At 65.1% G+C, this 18,103-nt stretch carries 16 protein-coding genes, 1 pseudogene and 1 riboswitch; of the genes and pseudogenes, 7 read left to right on the top strand and 10 right to left on the bottom strand.

Going from position 1 to position 18,103, the window contains the following annotated elements:
• Window positions 1-27 precede the first annotated feature (27 nt).
• Window positions 28-2,352 carry an ATP-dependent Clp protease ATP-binding subunit ClpA gene (gene clpA / locus DFK10_RS05685; RefSeq protein WP_109387492.1) on the top strand — a complete coding sequence of 775 codons (2,325 nt, stop codon included), beginning with the start codon at window positions 28-30 and terminating at the stop codon, window positions 2,350-2,352.
• Between the two features lie 114 nt (window positions 2,353-2,466).
• Here clpA and DFK10_RS05680 read toward each other — a convergent pair whose 3' ends face one another.
• The gene (locus tag DFK10_RS05680; protein ID WP_217810066.1) at window positions 2,467-3,471 is read right to left on the bottom strand and encodes a DUF2125 domain-containing protein; all 1,005 of its coding nucleotides are present in this window, start codon (window positions 3,469-3,471) and stop codon (window positions 2,467-2,469) included.
• A 72-nt stretch (window positions 3,472-3,543) separates the two neighbouring features.
• Here DFK10_RS05680 and DFK10_RS16205 point away from each other — a divergent pair, with 72 nt between their 5' ends.
• The 3 genes from DFK10_RS16205 to DFK10_RS05670 all read left to right on the top strand — a co-directional run bounded on the left by DFK10_RS16205 (window position 3,544) and on the right by DFK10_RS05670 (window position 7,434).
• Window positions 3,544-4,065 (top strand): gamma-glutamylcyclotransferase, encoded by a 522-nt coding sequence (locus DFK10_RS16205; RefSeq protein ID WP_146193230.1) that lies wholly within the window; start codon window positions 3,544-3,546, stop codon window positions 4,063-4,065.
• A 69-nt stretch (window positions 4,066-4,134) separates the two neighbouring features.
• Window positions 4,135-5,313: a biopolymer transporter ExbB gene (locus DFK10_RS05675; protein WP_109387488.1), complete on the top strand. Its 1,179-nt coding sequence runs from the start codon at window positions 4,135-4,137 to the stop codon at window positions 5,311-5,313.
• A 3-nt stretch (window positions 5,314-5,316) separates the two neighbouring features.
• Window positions 5,317-7,434 carry a peptidoglycan -binding protein gene (locus DFK10_RS05670; protein ID WP_109387486.1) on the top strand — a complete coding sequence of 706 codons (2,118 nt, stop codon included), beginning with the start codon at window positions 5,317-5,319 and terminating at the stop codon, window positions 7,432-7,434.
• Here the strand turns inward: DFK10_RS05670 and DFK10_RS05665 are convergent.
• From DFK10_RS05665 to DFK10_RS16425, 8 genes and pseudogenes are all read right to left on the bottom strand, one after another.
• Complete coding sequence (locus DFK10_RS05665) at window positions 7,431-8,351, bottom strand: prephenate/arogenate dehydrogenase family protein (RefSeq protein ID WP_109387485.1); 921 nt, start codon at window positions 8,349-8,351, stop codon at window positions 7,431-7,433. The two genes, DFK10_RS05670 and DFK10_RS05665, sit on opposite strands and share 4 nt — an antisense overlap.
• Window positions 8,351-9,433 carry a histidinol-phosphate transaminase gene (gene hisC / locus DFK10_RS05660; RefSeq protein ID WP_109387483.1) on the bottom strand — a complete coding sequence of 361 codons (1,083 nt, stop codon included), beginning with the start codon at window positions 9,431-9,433 and terminating at the stop codon, window positions 8,351-8,353. Before hisC ends, DFK10_RS05665 begins: the two co-directional genes overlap by 1 nt.
• A 112-nt stretch (window positions 9,434-9,545) precedes the next feature.
• Window positions 9,546-10,166, bottom strand: a complete 621-nt coding sequence (gene rpsD, locus DFK10_RS05655) for a 30S ribosomal protein S4 (RefSeq protein ID WP_109387481.1) — start codon at window positions 10,164-10,166, stop codon at window positions 9,546-9,548.
• A 151-nt stretch (window positions 10,167-10,317) separates the two neighbouring features.
• Window positions 10,318-11,382 (bottom strand): Hint domain-containing protein, encoded by a 1,065-nt coding sequence (locus tag DFK10_RS05650; protein WP_109387479.1) that lies wholly within the window; start codon window positions 11,380-11,382, stop codon window positions 10,318-10,320.
• 141 nt (window positions 11,383-11,523) lie between these two features.
• Window positions 11,524-12,444 carry a lipid A-modifier LpxR family protein gene (locus tag DFK10_RS05645; RefSeq protein ID WP_109387477.1) on the bottom strand — a complete coding sequence of 307 codons (921 nt, stop codon included), beginning with the start codon at window positions 12,442-12,444 and terminating at the stop codon, window positions 11,524-11,526.
• Window positions 12,445-12,600: 156 nt separating this feature from the next.
• Window positions 12,601-13,084, bottom strand: a pseudogene (gene bfr / locus DFK10_RS05640) (bacterioferritin).
• A gap of 75 nt (window positions 13,085-13,159) precedes the next feature.
• On the bottom strand, window positions 13,160-13,405 hold the full coding sequence (locus tag DFK10_RS05635; RefSeq protein WP_109387475.1) for a (2Fe-2S)-binding protein: 246 nt from the start codon (window positions 13,403-13,405) through the stop codon (window positions 13,160-13,162).
• A 4-nt stretch (window positions 13,406-13,409) separates the two neighbouring features.
• Window positions 13,410-13,583, bottom strand: a complete 174-nt coding sequence (locus DFK10_RS16425; protein WP_217810065.1) for a hypothetical protein — start codon at window positions 13,581-13,583, stop codon at window positions 13,410-13,412.
• Between the two features lie 216 nt (window positions 13,584-13,799).
• Window positions 13,800-14,008: riboswitch (cobalamin riboswitch) on the top strand.
• 125 nt (window positions 14,009-14,133) lie between these two features.
• Between DFK10_RS16425 and DFK10_RS05630 the strand changes: the two genes are divergently transcribed.
• A complete protein-coding gene (locus DFK10_RS05630; RefSeq protein ID WP_146193229.1) occupies window positions 14,134-14,478 on the top strand; it encodes a hypothetical protein in 345 nt (114 codons plus the stop codon).
• On the top strand, window positions 14,475-15,278 hold the full coding sequence (locus tag DFK10_RS05625) for a cobalamin-binding protein (RefSeq protein WP_109387471.1): 804 nt from the start codon (window positions 14,475-14,477) through the stop codon (window positions 15,276-15,278). Before DFK10_RS05630 ends, DFK10_RS05625 begins: the two co-directional genes overlap by 4 nt.
• Here the strand turns inward: DFK10_RS05625 and DFK10_RS05620 are convergent.
• Window positions 15,275-17,548 carry an adenosylcobalamin-dependent ribonucleoside-diphosphate reductase gene (locus DFK10_RS05620; protein WP_109387469.1) on the bottom strand — a complete coding sequence of 758 codons (2,274 nt, stop codon included), beginning with the start codon at window positions 17,546-17,548 and terminating at the stop codon, window positions 15,275-15,277. The two genes, DFK10_RS05625 and DFK10_RS05620, sit on opposite strands and share 4 nt — an antisense overlap.
• A gap of 112 nt (window positions 17,549-17,660) precedes the next feature.
• Between DFK10_RS05620 and DFK10_RS05615 the strand changes: the two genes are divergently transcribed.
• Window positions 17,661-18,092, top strand: coding sequence for a DUF1489 family protein (locus tag DFK10_RS05615; RefSeq protein ID WP_109387651.1), 432 nt, complete (start codon window positions 17,661-17,663; stop codon window positions 18,090-18,092).
• Window positions 18,093-18,103: the final 11 nt, after the last annotated feature.

Below are 18,103 nucleotides of genomic sequence, written 5' to 3'. Positions count from 1 at the left end.
ACGACCCCCGACAGAGGAGCACGCAACGTGCCATCTTTTTCGACAACACTCGAGCAGTCCATCCATGCGGCGCTGGCGCTGGCCAATGCCCGGCGCCATGAACTGGCCACGCTGGAACATCTGCTGCTGGCCCTGATCGACGAACCGGATGCCGCGCGGGTCATGAAGGCCTGCTCGGTCGATCTGGACGAGCTGCGCAAGACACTCGAAGATTTCATCGAGGACGACCTGTCGACCCTCGTGACCGAGATCGAAGGGTCGGAGGCGGTGCCGACCGCCGCGTTCCAGCGCGTCATCCAGCGCGCCGCGATCCATGTGCAATCCTCTGGCCGGACCGAGGTGACGGGTGCCAACGTCCTGGTCGCGATCTTCGCCGAACGCGAATCCAACGCCGCCTATTTCCTGCAGGATCAGGACATGACCCGCTATGACGCGGTCAATTTCATCGCCCATGGCGTAGCCAAGGATCCGGCCTATGGCGAAAGCCGCCCGGTCACCGGCGCCGAACAGGTCGAGGAAGAGACCAGCCAGAGCACGACCGAGGACAACAAGGATGAATCGGCGCTGGCGAAATACTGCGTCGACCTGAACGCCAAGTCGCATGCCGGCGATGTCGATCCGCTGATCGGACGCGGCCACGAGGTTGAACGCTGCGTGCAGGTGCTGTGCCGCCGCCGCAAGAACAACCCGCTTCTTGTGGGCGATCCCGGCGTGGGCAAAACCGCCATCGCAGAGGGCCTGGCCCGCAAGATCGTCAACAAGGAAGTCCCCGAGGTTCTTCAGGGCGCCACGATCTATTCGCTCGACATGGGCGCATTGCTGGCGGGCACCCGCTATCGTGGCGATTTCGAAGAACGGCTGAAAGCCGTGGTATCGGAACTGGAAGAGCATCCCGACGCGGTGCTTTTCATCGACGAAATCCACACGGTGATCGGCGCCGGTGCCACGAGCGGTGGCGCCATGGATGCCTCGAACCTGCTCAAGCCCGCGCTGCAGGGCGGCAAGCTGCGCTGCATGGGCTCGACCACCTACAAGGAATTCCGCCAGCACTTCGAAAAGGACCGCGCGCTGTCGCGCCGGTTCCAGAAGATCGACGTCACCGAACCCTCGGTCGAGGACACGGTGAAAATTCTGCAGGGCCTGAAGCCCTATTTCGAGGATCACCATTCGATCCGCTATACCCATGACGCGATCAAGACCGCCGTGGAACTGTCCGCGCGCTACATCAACGACCGCAAACTGCCCGACAAGGCCATCGACGTGATCGACGAGGCCGGCGCGGCGCAGCATCTTGTGGCGGAAAGCAAGCGGCGCAAGACGATCGGCCCCAAGGAAATCGAAGCCGTCGTCGCCAAGATCGCCCGCATCCCACCCAAGAACGTGTCGAAATCCGATGCCGAAGTGCTCAAGGACCTCGAAAGCTCGCTCAAGCGGGTGGTCTTCGGGCAGGACAAGGCGATCGAGGCGCTGTCCAGCGCCATCAAGCTGGCCCGCGCGGGTCTGCGAGAACCGGAAAAGCCCATCGGCAATTACCTGTTTGCAGGCCCCACCGGTGTCGGCAAGACCGAGGTCGCCAAGCAACTGGCCGATACGCTGGGCGTGGAATTGCTGCGCTTCGACATGTCCGAATACATGGAGAAACACGCGGTCAGCCGCCTGATCGGCGCGCCTCCGGGCTATGTCGGCTTCGATCAGGGCGGTCTGCTGACCGACGGGGTCGACCAGAACCCGCATTGCGTGCTGCTGCTGGACGAGATCGAGAAGGCGCATCCGGATGTCTACAACATCCTGTTGCAGGTCATGGACCATGGCCAGTTGACCGACCATAACGGCCGCACCACGGATTTCCGCAACGTGATCCTGATCATGACCTCGAATGCCGGGGCCGCCGAACAGGCGAAAGAGGCGATCGGCTTCGGCCGCGACCGCCGCGAGGGCGAGGATCAGGCCGCGATCGAACGCACCTTCACGCCGGAATTCCGCAACCGGCTCGACTCGGTCATTTCCTTCGGCGCCCTGCCGAAAGAGGTGATCCTGCAAGTGGTCGAGAAGTTCGTGCTGCAGCTTGAGGCGCAGCTGATGGATCGCAACGTGTCCATCGAGCTGACGCCGAAAGCCGCCGAATGGCTGGCCGACAAGGGCTATGATGACAAGATGGGCGCGCGCCCGCTGGGCCGCGTGATCCAGGAACACATCAAGAAGCCGCTGGCCGAAGAGCTGCTGTTCGGCAAGCTGTCAAAGGGCGGGCTGGTCAAGGTCGGGGTCAAGAAAGGCGAACTGGACCTGCAATTCGAGCCGCCCCAGAACCCGCGCCTGAGCGGCAACAAGCCACCGCTGCTGACCGCGGACTAGGGCGCGACATACCAGATGCGAAACAGGGGGCGGCCATTCGGTCGCCCCGTGTCGTTTCACGGGATTTTCGTTTCGCTGGAGTGGTCGGCCTTGGCCGGATGACCCTGCCCCGTTCTAGGGGCGCAAACGTGGCGCCGGCCCCAACGGCAGCGGCCCCAGCCGCGCCCGGCCCTGTTCCATCACCAATGTGACGGTCAGCGTCTCGGGGATTTGCGGCGTCTCGTCCAGCTGTTCCCCCATATTGGCAAGCGTCACGTCGAACCCTTCCTCTACCAGGCCCGCCCGGGCCGCCATGTCCAGGGCCTCCCGCCAGCCGGTGATCGACAGGGTCAGGCTGCCCTGCGCGACCCCCGCCGCATCCGCCGTGACCTCGCCGATCCCGGAGAGCGCGATATCGCCCCACTGCGCGCCGAATTCCCGCAGGGTCAGCGCTTCGGCCGCCACGGGCGTTTCGGCCCCGGCGAACCGGTCCAACGGTTGGTCGAGCCGCGCGGTCGCATCCATCCGCACCTGCCCGATCAGCGGCGGCAGGTCTCCTTCCGGGTCCAGTTCCGCCCTGAGCGGTGCGGGCAGGGAAATGCTCTGCGCCTCGAAGAACAGATCGTATCCATTGGCAAGATCCGGGGCCGAGCGCATCGCGGCCAACAGACGCGCCGCCGCCAGTTCCGCCTCGTCCTGCGCCCAGCTCAGGCGAGGGGCGTCCACCTCCAGCGTGGCGCGATCGAAACTCAGCGCCGTATTGGGCCGGACCCGCGCGCTGGCCCGCATTCTTTCGCTCGCCAGACGCATCTCCTGCCCACCGGCGACAAGGGTCTGGCTGTCGGGCCAGACCGCGATCACCTCGTTGGGGCGATAGGACAGGGCAAACACCTGGAACCAAGGCGCCTGCCAGGCCAGGCCCGAAGCGCGGTCCTCGATGCGCAGGGCATCGAAAGTCGTGTCGAACCGCGAGGGAAAGCCGGTGGTCCTCCAGCCCTCATGACTGATCTCGACCCGACCGGCCGCCTCGGCCTGGGCCAGCGCCGTCGCGATTCCATCTTCCACCGCGCCACGCGTATAGAACCAGTAGCCCCCGTAGATCGCGGCCATGACCGCCACGATGATCGTCAGCCAGCGCATCGCCTCTGCCCTTTCACCTCGCCTCGGCTTGGTGTTTACAGGGGCGGGGCAACAAGGGCCAGAGACCAGATCATGTGGGTATTCGGATACGGATCGCTGCTGTGGAACCCGGGCTTTCAGCCGGTGGACCACGCCACCGCCGTGCTGGCGGATTACCATCGCAGCTTCTGCATGCTGTCGATCCACCATCGCGGCACCGAAGGCGACCCCGGCCTCGTGCTGGCACTGGATCATGCGCCCGGCGCGCAATGCACCGGCGTCGCACTCCAGGCCGCCGAACACGAGGCCGACGACGTGCTGGCCTACCTGCGCGAGCGCGAACTGGTCTCGGCCGCCTATGTCGAACGCCACGTGCCGCTGCGGCTTGCTGACGGGCGTGAGATCGAGGCGTTGGCCTATGTCATCGACCCCGACCACCGGCAATATGTGAACTTTCCCCTGGAAACACAGGCGCGCATGATTGCCCGTGCCGTCGGCGGGCGCGGCCCGAATACCGAATACCTGTTCAACACCCACGACCATCTGCGCGAAATGGGTATCCTTGACCCGGACATGGACTGGCTGGCCACCCGCGTGCGCGAGATCACCCAATAGCCCTTTTTCATTTGGGTTTTGCCGCCTGACCGCCTATGGTTCGGGCAATGAACAAGACCGGTGCTTTTGATGGCGACACGGGAAGCTGAGGCCGAGCCACATTTCTCTCAACCTGTGCGGCAGATCATCTCGATGCTGATCGTGCTCGGGCTGGTCGCTGCAGGGGCGGTATTCGCCTATCCGCGGGTCGCGGGCGTGTTCCTGGCCAACCCCTACCTCAACGGCTTCATCGGGCTGGTCTTCGTGATCGGCGTGCTGTCCTGCTTCGGGCAGGTCTACCAGCTGATCGGGTCGGTGCGCTGGATCGAGGGGTTCGCCCTGCAGCGCCCCGGTCATGAAATCATCCGCGCCCCGCAATTGCTTGCCCCTCTGGCGACGCTGCTGCGGTCGCGGGGGGCGCGCATGCAGTTGTCCTCGACTTCGGCCCGCTCGATCCTCGATTCCGTGGCGCAGCGTATCGACGAAGATCGCGAGATCACGCGCTATATCGTCAACACGCTGATCTTTCTGGGCCTTCTGGGCACCTTCTACGGGCTGGCCACCACGGTGCCGGCCCTCGTCGAAACGATCCGTTCGCTCAACCCCGAAGACGGCGAAAGCGGCGTCGACATCTTCACCCGCCTGCAGCGCGGGTTGGAAAGCCAGCTTGGCGGCATGGGCGTTGCCTTTGCATCGTCCCTGCTGGGTCTGGCGGGGTCTTTGGTTGTGGGCCTGCTGGAGCTTTTCGCCAGTCACGGACAGAACCGTTTCTACCGCGAGCTGGAGGAATGGGTGTCCTCGATCACCCGCGTCGGGCTGGCCGGCGACGAAGGTGGCGAGTCCGGCGCCATGGCACAGGTGGTCGACCAGATGGCTGAACAGATGGAAGGCTTGCAGGTGATGCTGGCCCGCACCGAGGAAGGCCGGGCGCAGGTGGACGACAGGTTGCAGATGCTTGCCGGGTCGGTCGAACGCCTGGCAGAGCGGCTGGACCAGGACGACACGGCCGGGCAGCTGGCCCGTATCGCCGAAAGCCAGCAGGCCCTTGTCGAGGCCCTGAAGGACACTGGCATGGAGGGCATAGATCCCGAAAGCCGGATGCGCCTGCGCTCGATCGACGTCGGGCTGATGCGCATCCTCGAAGAGATGTCCGCCGGCCGGCAGGAGGTCGTGCAGGATCTGCGCGCAGAGGTCGGCGCCCTGTCGAAGATCCTGCGCCAGGCTCAGAAACGCGCGGCGCGTCAGAACCAGACCGACGGAGGGTCCTGACCCATGGCCCTCAGCCGCAGGACCGGGGCCCGGTTCCAGGCGTCGATATGGCCCGGCTTCGTGGATGCCATGACCGGCCTGCTGCTGGTGCTGATGTTCGTTCTGACCATCTTCATGGTGATCCAGTTCGCCCTGCGCGAAACCATCTCCGGACAGGAAGATCGCCTGTCGGAACTGTCCGACGAGATCGCCTCGCTCACGGCCGCCCTGGGCACGGAACAGGATCGGTCGGCGGCTTTGGGGCGGCAGGTCGGGTCACTGTCCGGTGAATTGGGGCAGGTGCAAGTGCAGCTTTCCGATGCGCGCAGCGAAATCGCGGCACAAAACAGCCTGATCGCCGAACTGACGGAAGAGCGCGACGCCCAGTCCGACGCCCTCGCCGAGGCGCGATCCCGGATCACCGGGTTCGAGGCGCAGGTGGCAGGCCTTTTGGCCCAGCGGCGCGACAACGAGGCGACCATCGCCGAGCTGGAAGACACCCGCGACACGCTGGTCTCGGAAACCGAGGCGCTGAACCTTGCCATCGCACAGGCCCGCGACGAGATCGACGCGCAGGAGGAAGCCGCGCGTCTGGCCGCTGCCCGGCGCGAGGCGCTGGAGGCGCTGGTCGCCGATCTGGAAGACGAGGCCGAGGCCTCGGAGGCGCGCATCTCGGAACTCGAACAGGCCCGGCTGGCCGATGCCGCCGCCGCCGAAGCCCTGCGCGAGCGGCTGCAAAACGCCGATGCGGAGCTGACCGCGATGACGCTCGCCCTGGAAGAACAGCGCCGGAAGGCCGAGGAAACGCTGACGCTGCTGGCTGCCGCCGAGGCCGCGCGCGACGCGCTGGACCAGAACCTTGCCACCGCCCTTCTGGCGCGGCAACAGGCAGAGGCAGCCCTGGAAGAGGCCGAAGGTGAAAGCCTTGCCCTTGAAAACCGATTGGCCGCGGCCCTGTCACAGCTTGAAGGGGCCGAGACGGCGCTGGCGGAGACCGAGGCGCAACTGGCACAGGCTCAAGCCAGCCGCGAGGAGATCGCGGCGCGGCTGACTGCGGCCCTCGCCTCACAGGATCAGACCGAAGACGACCTCGACGCCGCACGGGCGGCACTGCAGAACGCGCTGGACCAGAAGGAAACCGACCTGGCCCGCATCGAGGAGCGGCTCGCCGCGGCCGTTCTGGCCCGTCAGCAGGCCGAGACCGACCGGCAGGATTTGCAGGACCGCCTGGCAGAGGCGCTGCTGGCGGCGCAGGAAGCAGAGGCCGAGGCGAGCGAGGTGCAAGCGGAACGCGCCAGCCTCGAAGACCGGCTGGCCGATGCAATGGCCGCGCTGGCCGAGGCGCAGGCCGAGGCCGGGCAGGAAGCGACCGAAGCAGAGCGGCAGGCCGCGCTTCTGGCGCAGGCCAATGCCGCCCTGGCCGAGGAAGAGGCCCTGTCGGCGGAAAGCCAACGCCGCGTTGCCGCGCTCAACGAACAGGTCGCCGCCCTGCGCAATGAGTTGGGCCGGCTTCAGAACCTGCTGAACATCGCCGAGGACGCCGATGCCGAGGCCAACCTGCAGATCGAGACCCTGACGCAAGACCTCAACAGCGCGGTCATCCGCGCCCTGGCTGCCGAGCGCCGCGCCCGCGCGCTGGAACAGGCAGAGGCCGAACGGCTGGCCGCCGAAGCCGAGGAACTGGAACGGTTCCGGTCCGATTTCTTCGGGCAGGTGCGGCAGGTCATCGAGGGGCGCGAGGGCGTGCGGATCGAGGGCGACCGCTTCGTGTTTTCCTCCGAGGTGCTGTTCGAGCCGGGCGAGGCCGACCTTTCCGAGGCCGGCCAGCGAGAGATCGCCGGGGTGGCGGGCCTGCTCAATGATATCGCCTCCGAGATCCCGCCCGAGATCGACTGGATCATCCGTGTGGACGGTCATACCGACAATGTGCCGCTGTCGGGCCAGGGCGAATATGCCGACAACTGGGAACTCAGCCAGGCCCGCGCCCTGTCGGTCGTGCGCTACATGACCAATTCCCTGGGCCTTTCACCCGCGCGGCTGGCCGCGAACGGGTTCGGCCAATACCAGCCCATCGCCGAGGGTGACAGTGATGAGGCCCGCGCCCAGAACCGCCGGATCGAGCTGAAACTGACCGAGCGCTAGCCCTTGCGCACCGGAACGCGCCCGAAATCCGGGGCCTCGGTATCCTGACCGGCTTCGATGATGCCGCGACGGATGGCACGGGTGCGCGTGAAGTAATCGTGCAGCATGTCCCCGTCGCCCTGCCGGATCGCCCGTTGCAGGGCAAACAGTTCCTCGGTGAACCGCCCGAGGATTTCCAACGTCGCATCCTTGTTGGTCAGGAACACATCGCGCCACATGGTCGGGTCGCTGGCCGCGATGCGGGTGAAATCCCGGAACCCGGCGGCGGAATACTTGATGACCTCGCTGTCGGTGACGCGGCGCAGGTCGTCGGCCACACCCACCATCGTGTAAGCGATCAGGTGCGGGGTATGCGAGGTGACCGCCAAGACAAGGTCATGATGATCGGCGTCCATCTCGTCCGTGTTCGACCCCAAGCCCTGCCAGAACCGGTGAAGCCGCGCCGTTGCCTCGGCTTCGGCTCCGTCGGGGACGAGAATGCACCAGCGGTTGTCGAAAAGTTCGGCAAAGCCGGATCGCGGCCCGGATTGTTCGGTGCCCGCCAGTGGGTGGGCGGGCACGAAATGCACGCCCCCGGGCAGGTGGGGCGTGACGGCCTCGATCACCGCCCGCTTGACCGAGCCGACATCGCTGACCGTGGCCCCGGGTTTCAAGACCGGGCCGATCTCTTCCATGACGGCCGCCATGGCGCCCACCGGCACGCAAAGCACGACAAGATCGGCATCTTCGACCGCCTCGGCGGCGCTGTCGCAAACCCTGTCACAAAGGCCGATCTCTCGTGCCGTTTCCCGCGTCTCGGCGGACCGCGCATAGCCTGTCACCTCGACCGCCAACCCGGCCCGCTTGATTCCCCAGAACATCGACGAGGCGATCAGCCCCAGCCCGATCAGCGCGACTTTCTGGTATTCCTGCGCCATCACTCGCCCTTTCGCCAATCGGTCAGCGCCGCGATCACACGGCCGGTCTGGTCTTCGTCGCCCACGGTAATCCGCAGCCCTTCCGGAAAGCCATAGCCGGTGACACGGCGCACGATGATACCCGCGTCCAGCAGCGCCTGATGGGCCCGGCCAGCCTCGGCCTCGTCCGCGAAACGGGCCAGCACGAAATTCGTGTGGCTGTCGTCACAGGCAATCCCAAGCTGTCGCAAGGCACCGGCCAGCCGCGCGCGCTGATCCGCGTTCAGCGCAACGCAGCGCGCCGCCCAGTCAGGATCGCGCAACGCCGCCTCGGCGGCGGCCAGTTGCACACCGGACAGGTTGAAGGGCTGACGGATGCGGGTCATCACGTCGATCAGGGCTTTGGGGCCGTAGCCAAAGCCGATCCGCAGACCGCCCAGCCCGTAGAGCTTGGAAAAGGTTCGTGTCATGATCACATTGTCCCGCGCCCGCACGAGCGCTTCGCCCCCGTCGTGATCCCCGGCATATTCGATATAGGCGCAGTCAAGAACAAGGATCACATGACCCGGCAGCCCGTCCGCCAGCCGGGTCAGATCCTCGGTGGGCAGGATCGTGCCCGTGGGGTTGCCGGGATTGGTCAGCATCACCACGCGGGTCCGGTCGGTCACAGCCGCCAGAATGGCGTCGATATCAACGACCCGGTCCCGCTCGGCCACCTTTACCGGCGTCGCCCCGGCCATGTGCGCCAGGATCGGATACATCGAGAAACCGTGTTCGGTATGGATGATCTCGTCGCCCGGGCCGGTGAAGGCCTGGCAGATGAATTGCAGCACCTCGTCCGATCCGACACCGCAGATCACGCGCTCGGCGTCCAGCCCATGCACATCGGCGATGGCGGCGCGCAGGGCGGCATGATCGGTCGGCGGGTAGAGATGCGCCGCGCGGGCGGCTTCGGTGATGGCCTCGATGGCGGCCGGCGGCGGGCCGAGCGGGTTCTCGTTCGAGGACAGCTTGAGCACATCCTTGCGCCCGGCAATGGCAGATTGCCCCCCGACATAGAGGTCGATCTCCATGATCCCTGGCTGCGGCGATATCTGGGTCATCCCGTGTCTCCTTGCCGGGTGTTCTAGCGCCGGGGCACGGCGGCGACCACCCGCAAATGAAAAGGGCTGCGGCGGTTCCCCGTCGCAGCCCCTGGCACATATCCTGATCGGATCAGTTCTGTGCGTAGTATTCGATGACGAGGTTCGGTTCCATCATGACCGGATAGGGCACGTCCGACAGGCCGGGGGTGCGCACAAAGGTCGCGGTCAGCTTGGAATGGTCCGCGTCGATATAGTCCGGAACGTCACGTTCAGGCAGCTGCGTGGCCTCAAGGACAAAGGCCAGCTGCTTGGACCGGTCCCGCACCTCGATCACGTCGCCTTCCTTGACGCGGTAGGATGGGATGTTGACCTTCTTGCCATTCACGCGGACATGGCCGTGGTTCACGAACTGGCGGGCCGCGAAGATGGTCGCAACGAACTTGGCGCGGTAAACGACCGCGTCCAGGCGGCGTTCCAGCAGACCGATCAGCTGTTCGCCGGTGTCGCCACGCAGGCGCTCGGCCTCGGCAAAGATGCGGCGAAACTGCTTTTCGGTCAGGTCGCCGTAGTAGCCCTTCAGCTTCTGCTTGGCGCGCAGCTGCAGGCCGAAGTCGGACATCTTGCCCTTGCGGCGCTGGCCGTGCTGGCCGGGGCCATATTCGCGACGGTTGACGGGGGATTTCGGACGGCCCCAGATGTTTTCGCCCATCCGGCGGTCGATTTTGTACTTGGCAGACGTGCGTTTGGTCACGGCTGATCTCCTTCGTTCAGGTTTCGAAGGGCGTTGTCCTCCTTCCCGGTATTTGCCGGGACGACAGGTTTCCCCTTGCGGGGTCCACCAACACCAATGAGCGCGCCGGATACGCGGGCACGGGGATGCTGTCAACACCTATTGCGTTGGATCAGGCGACCAGGTCGTGCCGCAGGATCGCCGCCTCGGTCCGCGACACGACACGGCGCGCATAGGGCCCGTAGGCATTCACGTCGCGCGCCAGTTCCGGCACCTGCGCCAAGAGGCGCGAACGGTCGTCGTCGCCAAGGGTTTCCAACCCGGCCGAGGCGGGATGAAAGCTCTCGTTCTCGACACCGTTTGCAAAAACGATCTCGTGACCGGGCAGCAGCATATGGTGATACACCACCTCGCGCACGCTGCGATCCACGATGATACTGTGATCATTGACCAGATCGCGCGCCGCGACCAGCACTTCGTCGGTGGCAAAAAGGCTGCGTGCCGCGGCGCCCTTGACCATCACACGGTGGTCCGGCGACACGAGCAGCCCCGGATCGGGGACATCGGCGCCAAGTGCCCCCCGCTGCAACCGGATCGGCGCGAGGTCCGGCATCACGTAGAGCCGCGCGCCGGTGATCCGGCGTTGGCCGGTCCAAAGCACCTCCTGGCAGCCATTGTCCTTGGTCTGCACCTTGCAGCCTTCGCCGATCTGCTCGATCGGCAGGGGACCGTTCTCGGTCTGGATCATCGTGCCGGGGGTAAAGCAGATGACGCCGCCCGGCGCTTCGGCCTGGTCGCGTGCGTCGAGGTCGAGCGTGTGGTTGACCACCCAAAGATCCGTATGACGTGGGGGCGGATCGCCGAGGAACATGCACCAAAGGGCCGAGCGGGTCTCGCCCTCGATCAATGTGACGGTCCAGGTCTCGCGACCGTCGGTGACGGTGAACGCGCGGTCCGCCGTCGTCGGGGTCACCTCGACCTGGTCGAGTTTACTCGTGTTGATTTCAACCGCCTTCAGCAACCGACGCACGCTCATAGCCGCGCGCCGGCGCAGGTCCGCCTCTCCCTCGGCCTCGCCAAGGGGCAGGATATCCGCCGGTCCATCGACCCGTACCGCTTCGCCCGTCCAGGACCAGGTCGTGCCCACGCCAAGCTGTTCAAGCGGGGCGGACCAGAACCCATCCAGTTCCGTCTGCGACCAGGAAATGACGAACGCGCCACGCAAGCCCGTTTTCATGCCTGTCTTCTGCCTCTTGTTTCGCCCCGCCTCTGCGTGCGGGTTCTGTGGACAGGGTTAACAGAGCTGATTCGCGTGGATCAAGACACTTCAAGGGTGGCGAGCAACTATTTCGGAAAGCGTTGAAAATCGGACTCGGTGTCAGAATTTGAAATTCAGCTTGATGGAGCCAACGACCTGCCCTTCGGGCTGGCCGACATATTCCTCCGACAGGTAGGTGGCGCCGTAGAAAAAAGTGACATCCTTGCCGCCCTGCCAATGGCTACCGAGCCGCAGGCGCCACCGGCTGTCGCGGGTCTGTGTGCCGAAACCGGCGGGGAACAGCATGCTGTCCCCGACCAAGGCGACATCCGCCCCGGCAACCCATTCCCAGCCGCCACGGTCCTGGGTGACCGCCCGGTAGCGCTGTCCAGTGGTGGGATCGCGCAGGTCCAGCGCCCCGTCGCCCAGTTCGCCGAGCCGAAAATCGACACCGACGCGCACCAGGTCTTCGAGGCCGTATTGCGCCTCGATGAAGGGGCGCGCCTCGGTTCGGGCGGAAAGGGCCACCGGATAGCCCAGTTCGACTGTTGCCGTGGGATGGATGCCATCCGGCACCTGGTTGGCGATGACGGACGGTGACGGGCGCGGCTGGTTCACCAGGTCGTGGAACCAGTCCTGCGCGTCCGTCCATCCCGTCTGCGGACCGGTCGCGATAATATCGACACCCATGCTGGCCTCGACACCGTGCCGCGCCCAATGGGTATGCAGCCCGACACTCAGCATCCCGGCATAGGCGCGGTCGTCCGATTGCGGCCCGTTCAGGGCGCGCGGCGCGATAATCTCGCCGCGCAGCCGGTATTCGAGGATCTGCCCGGCCCGGCCCGGCAAATCCCCTGACCAACCCGGCCCCCGCACCAGCGACACACCGTAGGACGAACTGCGCCAGCGGTCTTTGCCGTCGCCCAGAAAGTCATTGTTCAGGATGCGGCCCCAGCCGAGCGTCTCTCGCTCCTGCGCGGCGGCAGGAAGGGACAGCGCAAGCAAAAGCGCAGCGGAAACAAGAAACTCGCGTGGCGTCATTGTCAGGTCGATTCCCCAAAATGTGCGCCCCCACGCCGGTCTTCTATACGACTGAACCGTCCCGGCATGCGACCCCCCATACGCAAAAAACCCCGGTGGTGCCGACACGGCACACCGGGGGCTGCTGTGTCAGAGTCGCATGCGGACAAGCAAAGGTTACTCGGCCTCGTCCATCTTGACGGCATTGACCTGGATGTAACCGGCTTCGCCCAACCGGTCATAGAGCTCGATCTGTGTTTCAAGGAAGTCGATATGGCCCTCTTCATCAGCCATGAGTTCCTCGAAAAGTTTCATGGTCACGTAATCGCCCACGGAATTGCAGTGATCCCGCGCCTCTTTGTAGAGCGCGCGCCTCGTGTTCGGCGGCCAGGTCACAATCCAGCGTCTCTCGCGGGGACTGGCCAATGCGCAGCGGGTCGAGTTTCTGCAGGTTCGGATGGCCGCCGAGGAAGATGATCCGGTCGATCAGCTTGTCCGCATGGTGCATTTCCTCGATGCTTTCCTCGCGGCTTTTCGCGGCCATGTGCGACAGGCCCCAGTCTTCCTGCATGCGGTAGTGCAGCCAATACTGGCTGACAGCGGTCAGTTCGCTGCGCAATGCACGGTTGAGGTATTCAATGACCTTTTCGTCGCCTTTCATGGGGTGTCCTTCTCTTGCTGTTCGGGCGAGGAATCGCCCGCCTTGGGATAGAGACTAAGGCAGATACGGAGTGACTCAATCCCGACCGGTCGCGGCAGCGCCCTTGCGCAGACCGGTCAGTTCTGCCGGAATTTCCAGCGCGGCGCTGCTGCGCATGGTTGCAAGGAACAACGGCATGCAGCTGCCACAGTCCGCTGCCTTGCCAAGGGCCCGATAGATTTTGCCCGGTGTGATCAGGGTATCCGTGTCCGAGCGCCGCATCCAGTCGATAGCGGCATGGATGTCGCTGTCCGTGATGTTCTGGCAGTGGCAGATGATCATGATTTCAGGCCGTCCCGGTCATTGCCCGGCCACCGCTCTTCGGCGAGCCGCCAGGCGAGTTGGTTGATGATCTGTTCGTCTTCGCAGGCAACCAGCCCCCATCTTCACCAAGCAGAACCATTGCCTCCATACGGCGCCATGCGAGGTGTTTCTTTTGCAAGCTGACCTTGTCGGTCATCGGGGCCTCCTGCCATGCCGCCCCCCGATCGAAGGAGCGAAATTAGACAAAGCATTTCACTCAGGATTTAATCTGACTGATTGTGTCGGAAATGTCGAGTCCGGAATGTGGCCAAGACTGCGACAGGCGCGCGCAGTGGGGCAAAGCGTGCCAGGGGCCAAGTTCCGTCGATGTGGTGGACAGGCATTTCTCCGACTGGACAGGGCGCATGAATCCTGCGATCAATTTCATGATGGTGTCCGGGTCGAGAAGCCCGGACTGAAAAGGGAACACGGTGCGGGCGACCCGCCCCATTCCGTGACTGCCCCCGCAACTGTGAGCGGCGAGCGACCCCGATGAACGCCACTGGGCCCCGAGAGGCCCGGGAAGGTTCGGGAAAGCAGCGACCCGCAAGTCAGGAGACCTGCCATCTCCGGCGCGCGAACCGCGTGCCGCAGTCACCTTGAACCCGGGCGGGGTGCCCTGGGAACGGAGAGACGACAGATGGACCGATCCGGCCCTGAGACATCGCCGTTGCCCCTGACGCCCGCTCCCTTGCGCGGAGGGCGCGATGCTACTGGACCACACGATTTCCCAACTCGATACCGGCCCGATGCCGCCCGACAGGGCGCGCCAGATGGGCCAGCTTGGCTACATGCAATGGATCGCCGGCCTGCCCGGTGAGGCCGACTACACACGTGCGGCCCGGCACGCGCTGGCCCGGGCGGCCGATTTCCGAACCTGTTCCCCCGCGGTCGAGGCCTTTTGCCAACTGGTCGAGGCCTCGCTGACCACGCCCCTTGCGCCGTTGCCCCTGTCCATGCCGCCCGCCCGGCGGCGCGGCGGCGCGCGGGCGCGGCGCGTTGACCGGCTCTGGACCTGCCCCGCACCGCCGGACCGAAAGGGCCGTCGATGAGGACCTTTCCCCCCGAACGCATCGTCTGCCTGACAGAGGAAACGGTCGAAACGCTGTATCTTCTGGGTGAAGAGGCGCGGATCGTCGGGGTGACGGGCTATGCCGTGCGCCCCAAAAGGGTGCGGCGCGAAAAACCGCGCGTCGCTGCCTTCACCTCGGCCGATATTCCGAAAATCCTCGCCCTGGACCCGGATCTGGTGCTCACCTTCTCGGACCTGCAGGCCGATATCGCCGCGGCCTTGCTGCGCGAGGGCGTGGCCGTGATGGGCTACAACCAACGCGATATCGACGGGATTTTCGCCATGATCCGGCACCTCGGCGCGACCGTCGGCCAGCCCCGCAAGGCGGCCCGGCTGGTCGATCATTACCAGCGGCGGCTGGCGCAAGTGGCCGCGCGGGCCGAGGGCCGCCCGCGCCCGAGGGTCTATTTCGAGGAATGGGACGAGCCGATGATCACGGGGATCGGGTGGGTTTCGGAACTGATCGAGATTGCCGGCGGGCAAGAGGCCTTCCCCGAACTTGCCGGCAAGGACAAGGCCCGCGACCGGATCGTCAGCGACGCCGATGTGATCGCGGCCGAACCTGACGTGATCCTCGCCTCATGGTGCGGCAAGAAGGTGCGCCCCGAAAAGATCGCCGCCCGCCCCGGCTGGAACAGAATACCGGCCGTGAGCACGGGCCGCATCCACGAGATCAAGTCGCCGCTGATCCTGCAACCTGGGCCGGCCGCCCTGACCGACGGCCTTGACGCGATCGTCGCGGCCCTGTCAGCCGGCGACACAGGCCGCCGAACGGACTAGCCGCACTTGGAATAGCCGCAGGCGGCGCAGGTCATGCAGCCTTCGATCATGCGCATGTCGTAGCTGCCGCAGGACGAACAGGCCTTCTTGGGCGTCATGTTGACCGCCTCCGCCTGCGGATCGGATTTCAGGCCCATGCCTTCGCCTGCGAGGAAGCCGATGGCGACCATGTGCTTTTCGATCACCCCGCCGATGGCCGCAAGGATCGAGGGCACGTAGCGGCCCCGCATCCAGGCCCCGCCGCGCGGATCGAAAACCGCCTTGAGTTCCTCGACCACGAAGGACACGTCCCCGCCGCGCCGGAACACCGCCGAGATCATGCGCGTCAGTGCAACGGTCCAGGCGAAATGCTCCATGTTCTTGGAATTGATGAACACTTCGAAGGGGCGGCGCTGCCCGCCATGCACGATATCGTTGATCGTGATGTAGATGGCATGTTCGCTGTCAGGCCATTTCAACTTGTAGGTCGCACCCTCCAACTCGGTCGGCCGTTCCAGCGGCTCGGTCATGTAGATCACGTCACCGGCATTGGCATCGGCCAGAACCTCTGGCTTGTCCTCGGACTTCTTGTCCTCGTCCACGGACAACACGGACCCGGTCACGTCATTGGGCCGATAGGTGGTGCAGCCTTTGCACCCCGTGTCCCACGCTTCCATGTAGACATCCTTGAAATCATCAAACGAGATATCTTCAGGCACGTTGATGGTCTTGGAGATGGAACTGTCGACCCATTTCTGCGCAGCGGCCTGCATCCGCACGTGATCCATGGGCGCCAGCGTCTGGGCGTTCACGAAATACTCTGGCAGGTCAGCGTCCTCGCCGAACTTCTCGCGATACATCTGCACTGCGTAATCCACGACCTCTTCCTCGGTGCGGCTGCCGTCTTTCTGCAGCACCTTGCGGGTGTAGCTATAGGCAAAGACCGGTTCGATCCCGCTGGACACGTTCCCGGCATAGAGGCTGATCGTGCCCGTGGGCGCGACCGAGGTGAGCAGCGCGTTGCGGATCCCGTGTTCGGCAATCTCGGCGCGCACGTCCTCGTCCATCTGCTGCATGGCACCACTTGCCAGGTAGCCGTCCGCATCGAACAGCGGAAAGGCGCCCTTTTCCTTGGCCAATTGCACCGAGGCCCGATAGGCGGCGCGGGCAATCGCGTGCAACCAGCGCTCGGTCTGGCGCGCCGCCTCCTCGGAGCCATAGCGCAGCCCGACCATCAGCAGCGCATCGGCCAGCCCCGTCACGCCCAGCCCGATCCGGCGCTTGGCACGGGCTTCCTGTGCCTGCGCTTCCAGCGGGAAGCGCGACGCATCGACGACGTTGTCCATCATCCGCACGGCGGTCGCGACCAGCTCGTCCAGTTCCCCCTCGTCGATTGCCGCGCCCTTCTCGAAGGCGTCGCGCACCAGACGCGCCAGGTTGATCGACCCGAGAAGACAGGCACCATAAGGCGGCAGGGGTTGTTCGCCGCAGGGGTTGGTGGCCGCGATGGTCTCGCAATAGTTGAGGTTGTTCATCGCATTGATGCGGTCGATGAAGATCACGCCCGGCTCGGCGTAATCATAGGTCGATTGCATGATCTTGTCCCACAGGTCGCGGGCCTTGACCGTGCGCACCACGGCGCCCTCCCAGACCAGATCCCAGGCATGGTCGGCCTTGACCGCCTCCATGAACGGGTCGGTCACCAGAACCGACATGTTGAACATGCGCAGCCGGGCGGCGTCGGACTTGGCGGTTATGAAATCCTCGATATCAGGGTGGTCGCAGCGCATGGTGGCCATCATCGCGCCCCGGCGGCTGCCAGCGGACATGATGGTGCGGCACATGGCATCCCAGACATCCATGAAGCTGAGCGGCCCCGAGGCATCGGCGGCCACGCCCTTCACAACGGCACCGCGCGGACGGATCGTGCTGAAATCATAGCCGATGCCGCCGCCCTGCTGCATGGTCAGCGCGGCCTCTTTCAGGCTGTCGAAGATCCCTGCCATCGTGTCCGGGATCGTGCCCATGACGAAGCAGTTGAACAGGGTCACGCTGCGGTCCGTGCCCGCCCCGGCGGTGATGCGGCCCGCGGGCAGGAACCGAAAATCGTCCAGCGCGGCGCGGAATCTCGGCGCCCATTCTGCCGGATCGTCCTCGACCGCGGCCAGCGCATCGGCGATCCGGTCCCAGCTGTCCTCGACCGTGGCATCGATGGGTGATCCGTCGCCATTCTTCAGGCGGTATTTCATATCCCAGATCTGTTCGGCGATCGGCGCGGCGAAACGGGTCATGGTCCCTCCCAGGGGTCAAAGGAGCAGCGGGTGGCAGAATCGGCGGAAGACCCCTACCCTACCAGATATAGCGCGCTATGTGAACATCACGCGAACATCTGGGGTGGCGGACGTGACCGCGAAACTGCATCTGCAAAAACTGTCAGTGGGCACCGAAACTGTCGAAAGCCTGTCCCGGTGGCAATCCCAAAAACGCGCACAGACGGTCGATGGATATCCGCGCCATGTCACGCGCATGTGGCCCAAGCGCGAGGACGAGCTGCTGCAGGGCGGGTCGATCTTCTGGGTATTCAAGGGCCTGATCCAGTGCCGCCAGCAGATCCTGCGGCTGGACGAGGTGCAGGGCGGCGACGGCATCCGCCGCTGCGCCATCGTGCTGGACCCGCAGATCATCCGCGTGACACCAGCCCCAAAACGCCCGTTCCAGGGCTGGCGCTACCTCAAGCCCGAGGACGCCCCGCGCGACCTGCCCGAGGGCCGCGCGCAGGAAGAGGACCTGCCCGCCGAGCTGAGCGCGGCCCTGGCGGAAATTGGTGTGATCTGAGCGGTTCGCAG

This window comes from Salibaculum griseiflavum, assembly GCF_003129565.1.
In the GTDB taxonomy this organism is placed as follows: Bacteria; Pseudomonadota; Alphaproteobacteria; order Rhodobacterales; family Rhodobacteraceae; genus Salibaculum; species Salibaculum griseiflavum.
This window is presented reverse-complemented; position numbering and strand designations above follow the sequence as displayed.

Coding starts and splice junctions, on each gene's coding strand:
- DFK10_RS05680 (WP_217810066.1), bottom strand. CDS start 3,471: ATGCGCTGGCTGACGATCATCGTGGCGGTCATGGCCGCGATCTACGGG.
- DFK10_RS16205 (WP_146193230.1), top strand. CDS start 3,544: ATGTGGGTATTCGGATACGGATCGCTGCTGTGGAACCCGGGCTTTCAG.
- DFK10_RS05675 (WP_109387488.1), top strand. CDS start 4,135: ATGGCGACACGGGAAGCTGAGGCCGAGCCACATTTCTCTCAACCTGTG.
- DFK10_RS05670 (WP_109387486.1), top strand. CDS start 5,317: ATGGCCCTCAGCCGCAGGACCGGGGCCCGGTTCCAGGCGTCGATATGG.
- DFK10_RS05665 (WP_109387485.1), bottom strand. CDS start 8,351: ATGGCGCAGGAATACCAGAAAGTCGCGCTGATCGGGCTGGGGCTGATC.
- hisC (WP_109387483.1), bottom strand. CDS start 9,433: ATGACCCAGATATCGCCGCAGCCAGGGATCATGGAGATCGACCTCTAT.
- DFK10_RS05650 (WP_109387479.1), bottom strand. CDS start 11,382: ATGAAAACGGGCTTGCGTGGCGCGTTCGTCATTTCCTGGTCGCAGACG.
- DFK10_RS05645 (WP_109387477.1), bottom strand. CDS start 12,444: ATGACGCCACGCGAGTTTCTTGTTTCCGCTGCGCTTTTGCTTGCGCTG.
- DFK10_RS05635 (WP_109387475.1), bottom strand. CDS start 13,405: ATGATCATCTGCCACTGCCAGAACATCACGGACAGCGACATCCATGCC.
- DFK10_RS16425 (WP_217810065.1), bottom strand. CDS start 13,583: ATGACCGACAAGGTCAGCTTGCAAAAGAAACACCTCGCATGGCGCCGT.
- DFK10_RS05630 (WP_146193229.1), top strand. CDS start 14,134: ATGCTACTGGACCACACGATTTCCCAACTCGATACCGGCCCGATGCCG.
- DFK10_RS05625 (WP_109387471.1), top strand. CDS start 14,475: ATGAGGACCTTTCCCCCCGAACGCATCGTCTGCCTGACAGAGGAAACG.
- DFK10_RS05620 (WP_109387469.1), bottom strand. CDS start 17,548: ATGACCCGTTTCGCCGCGCCGATCGCCGAACAGATCTGGGATATGAAA.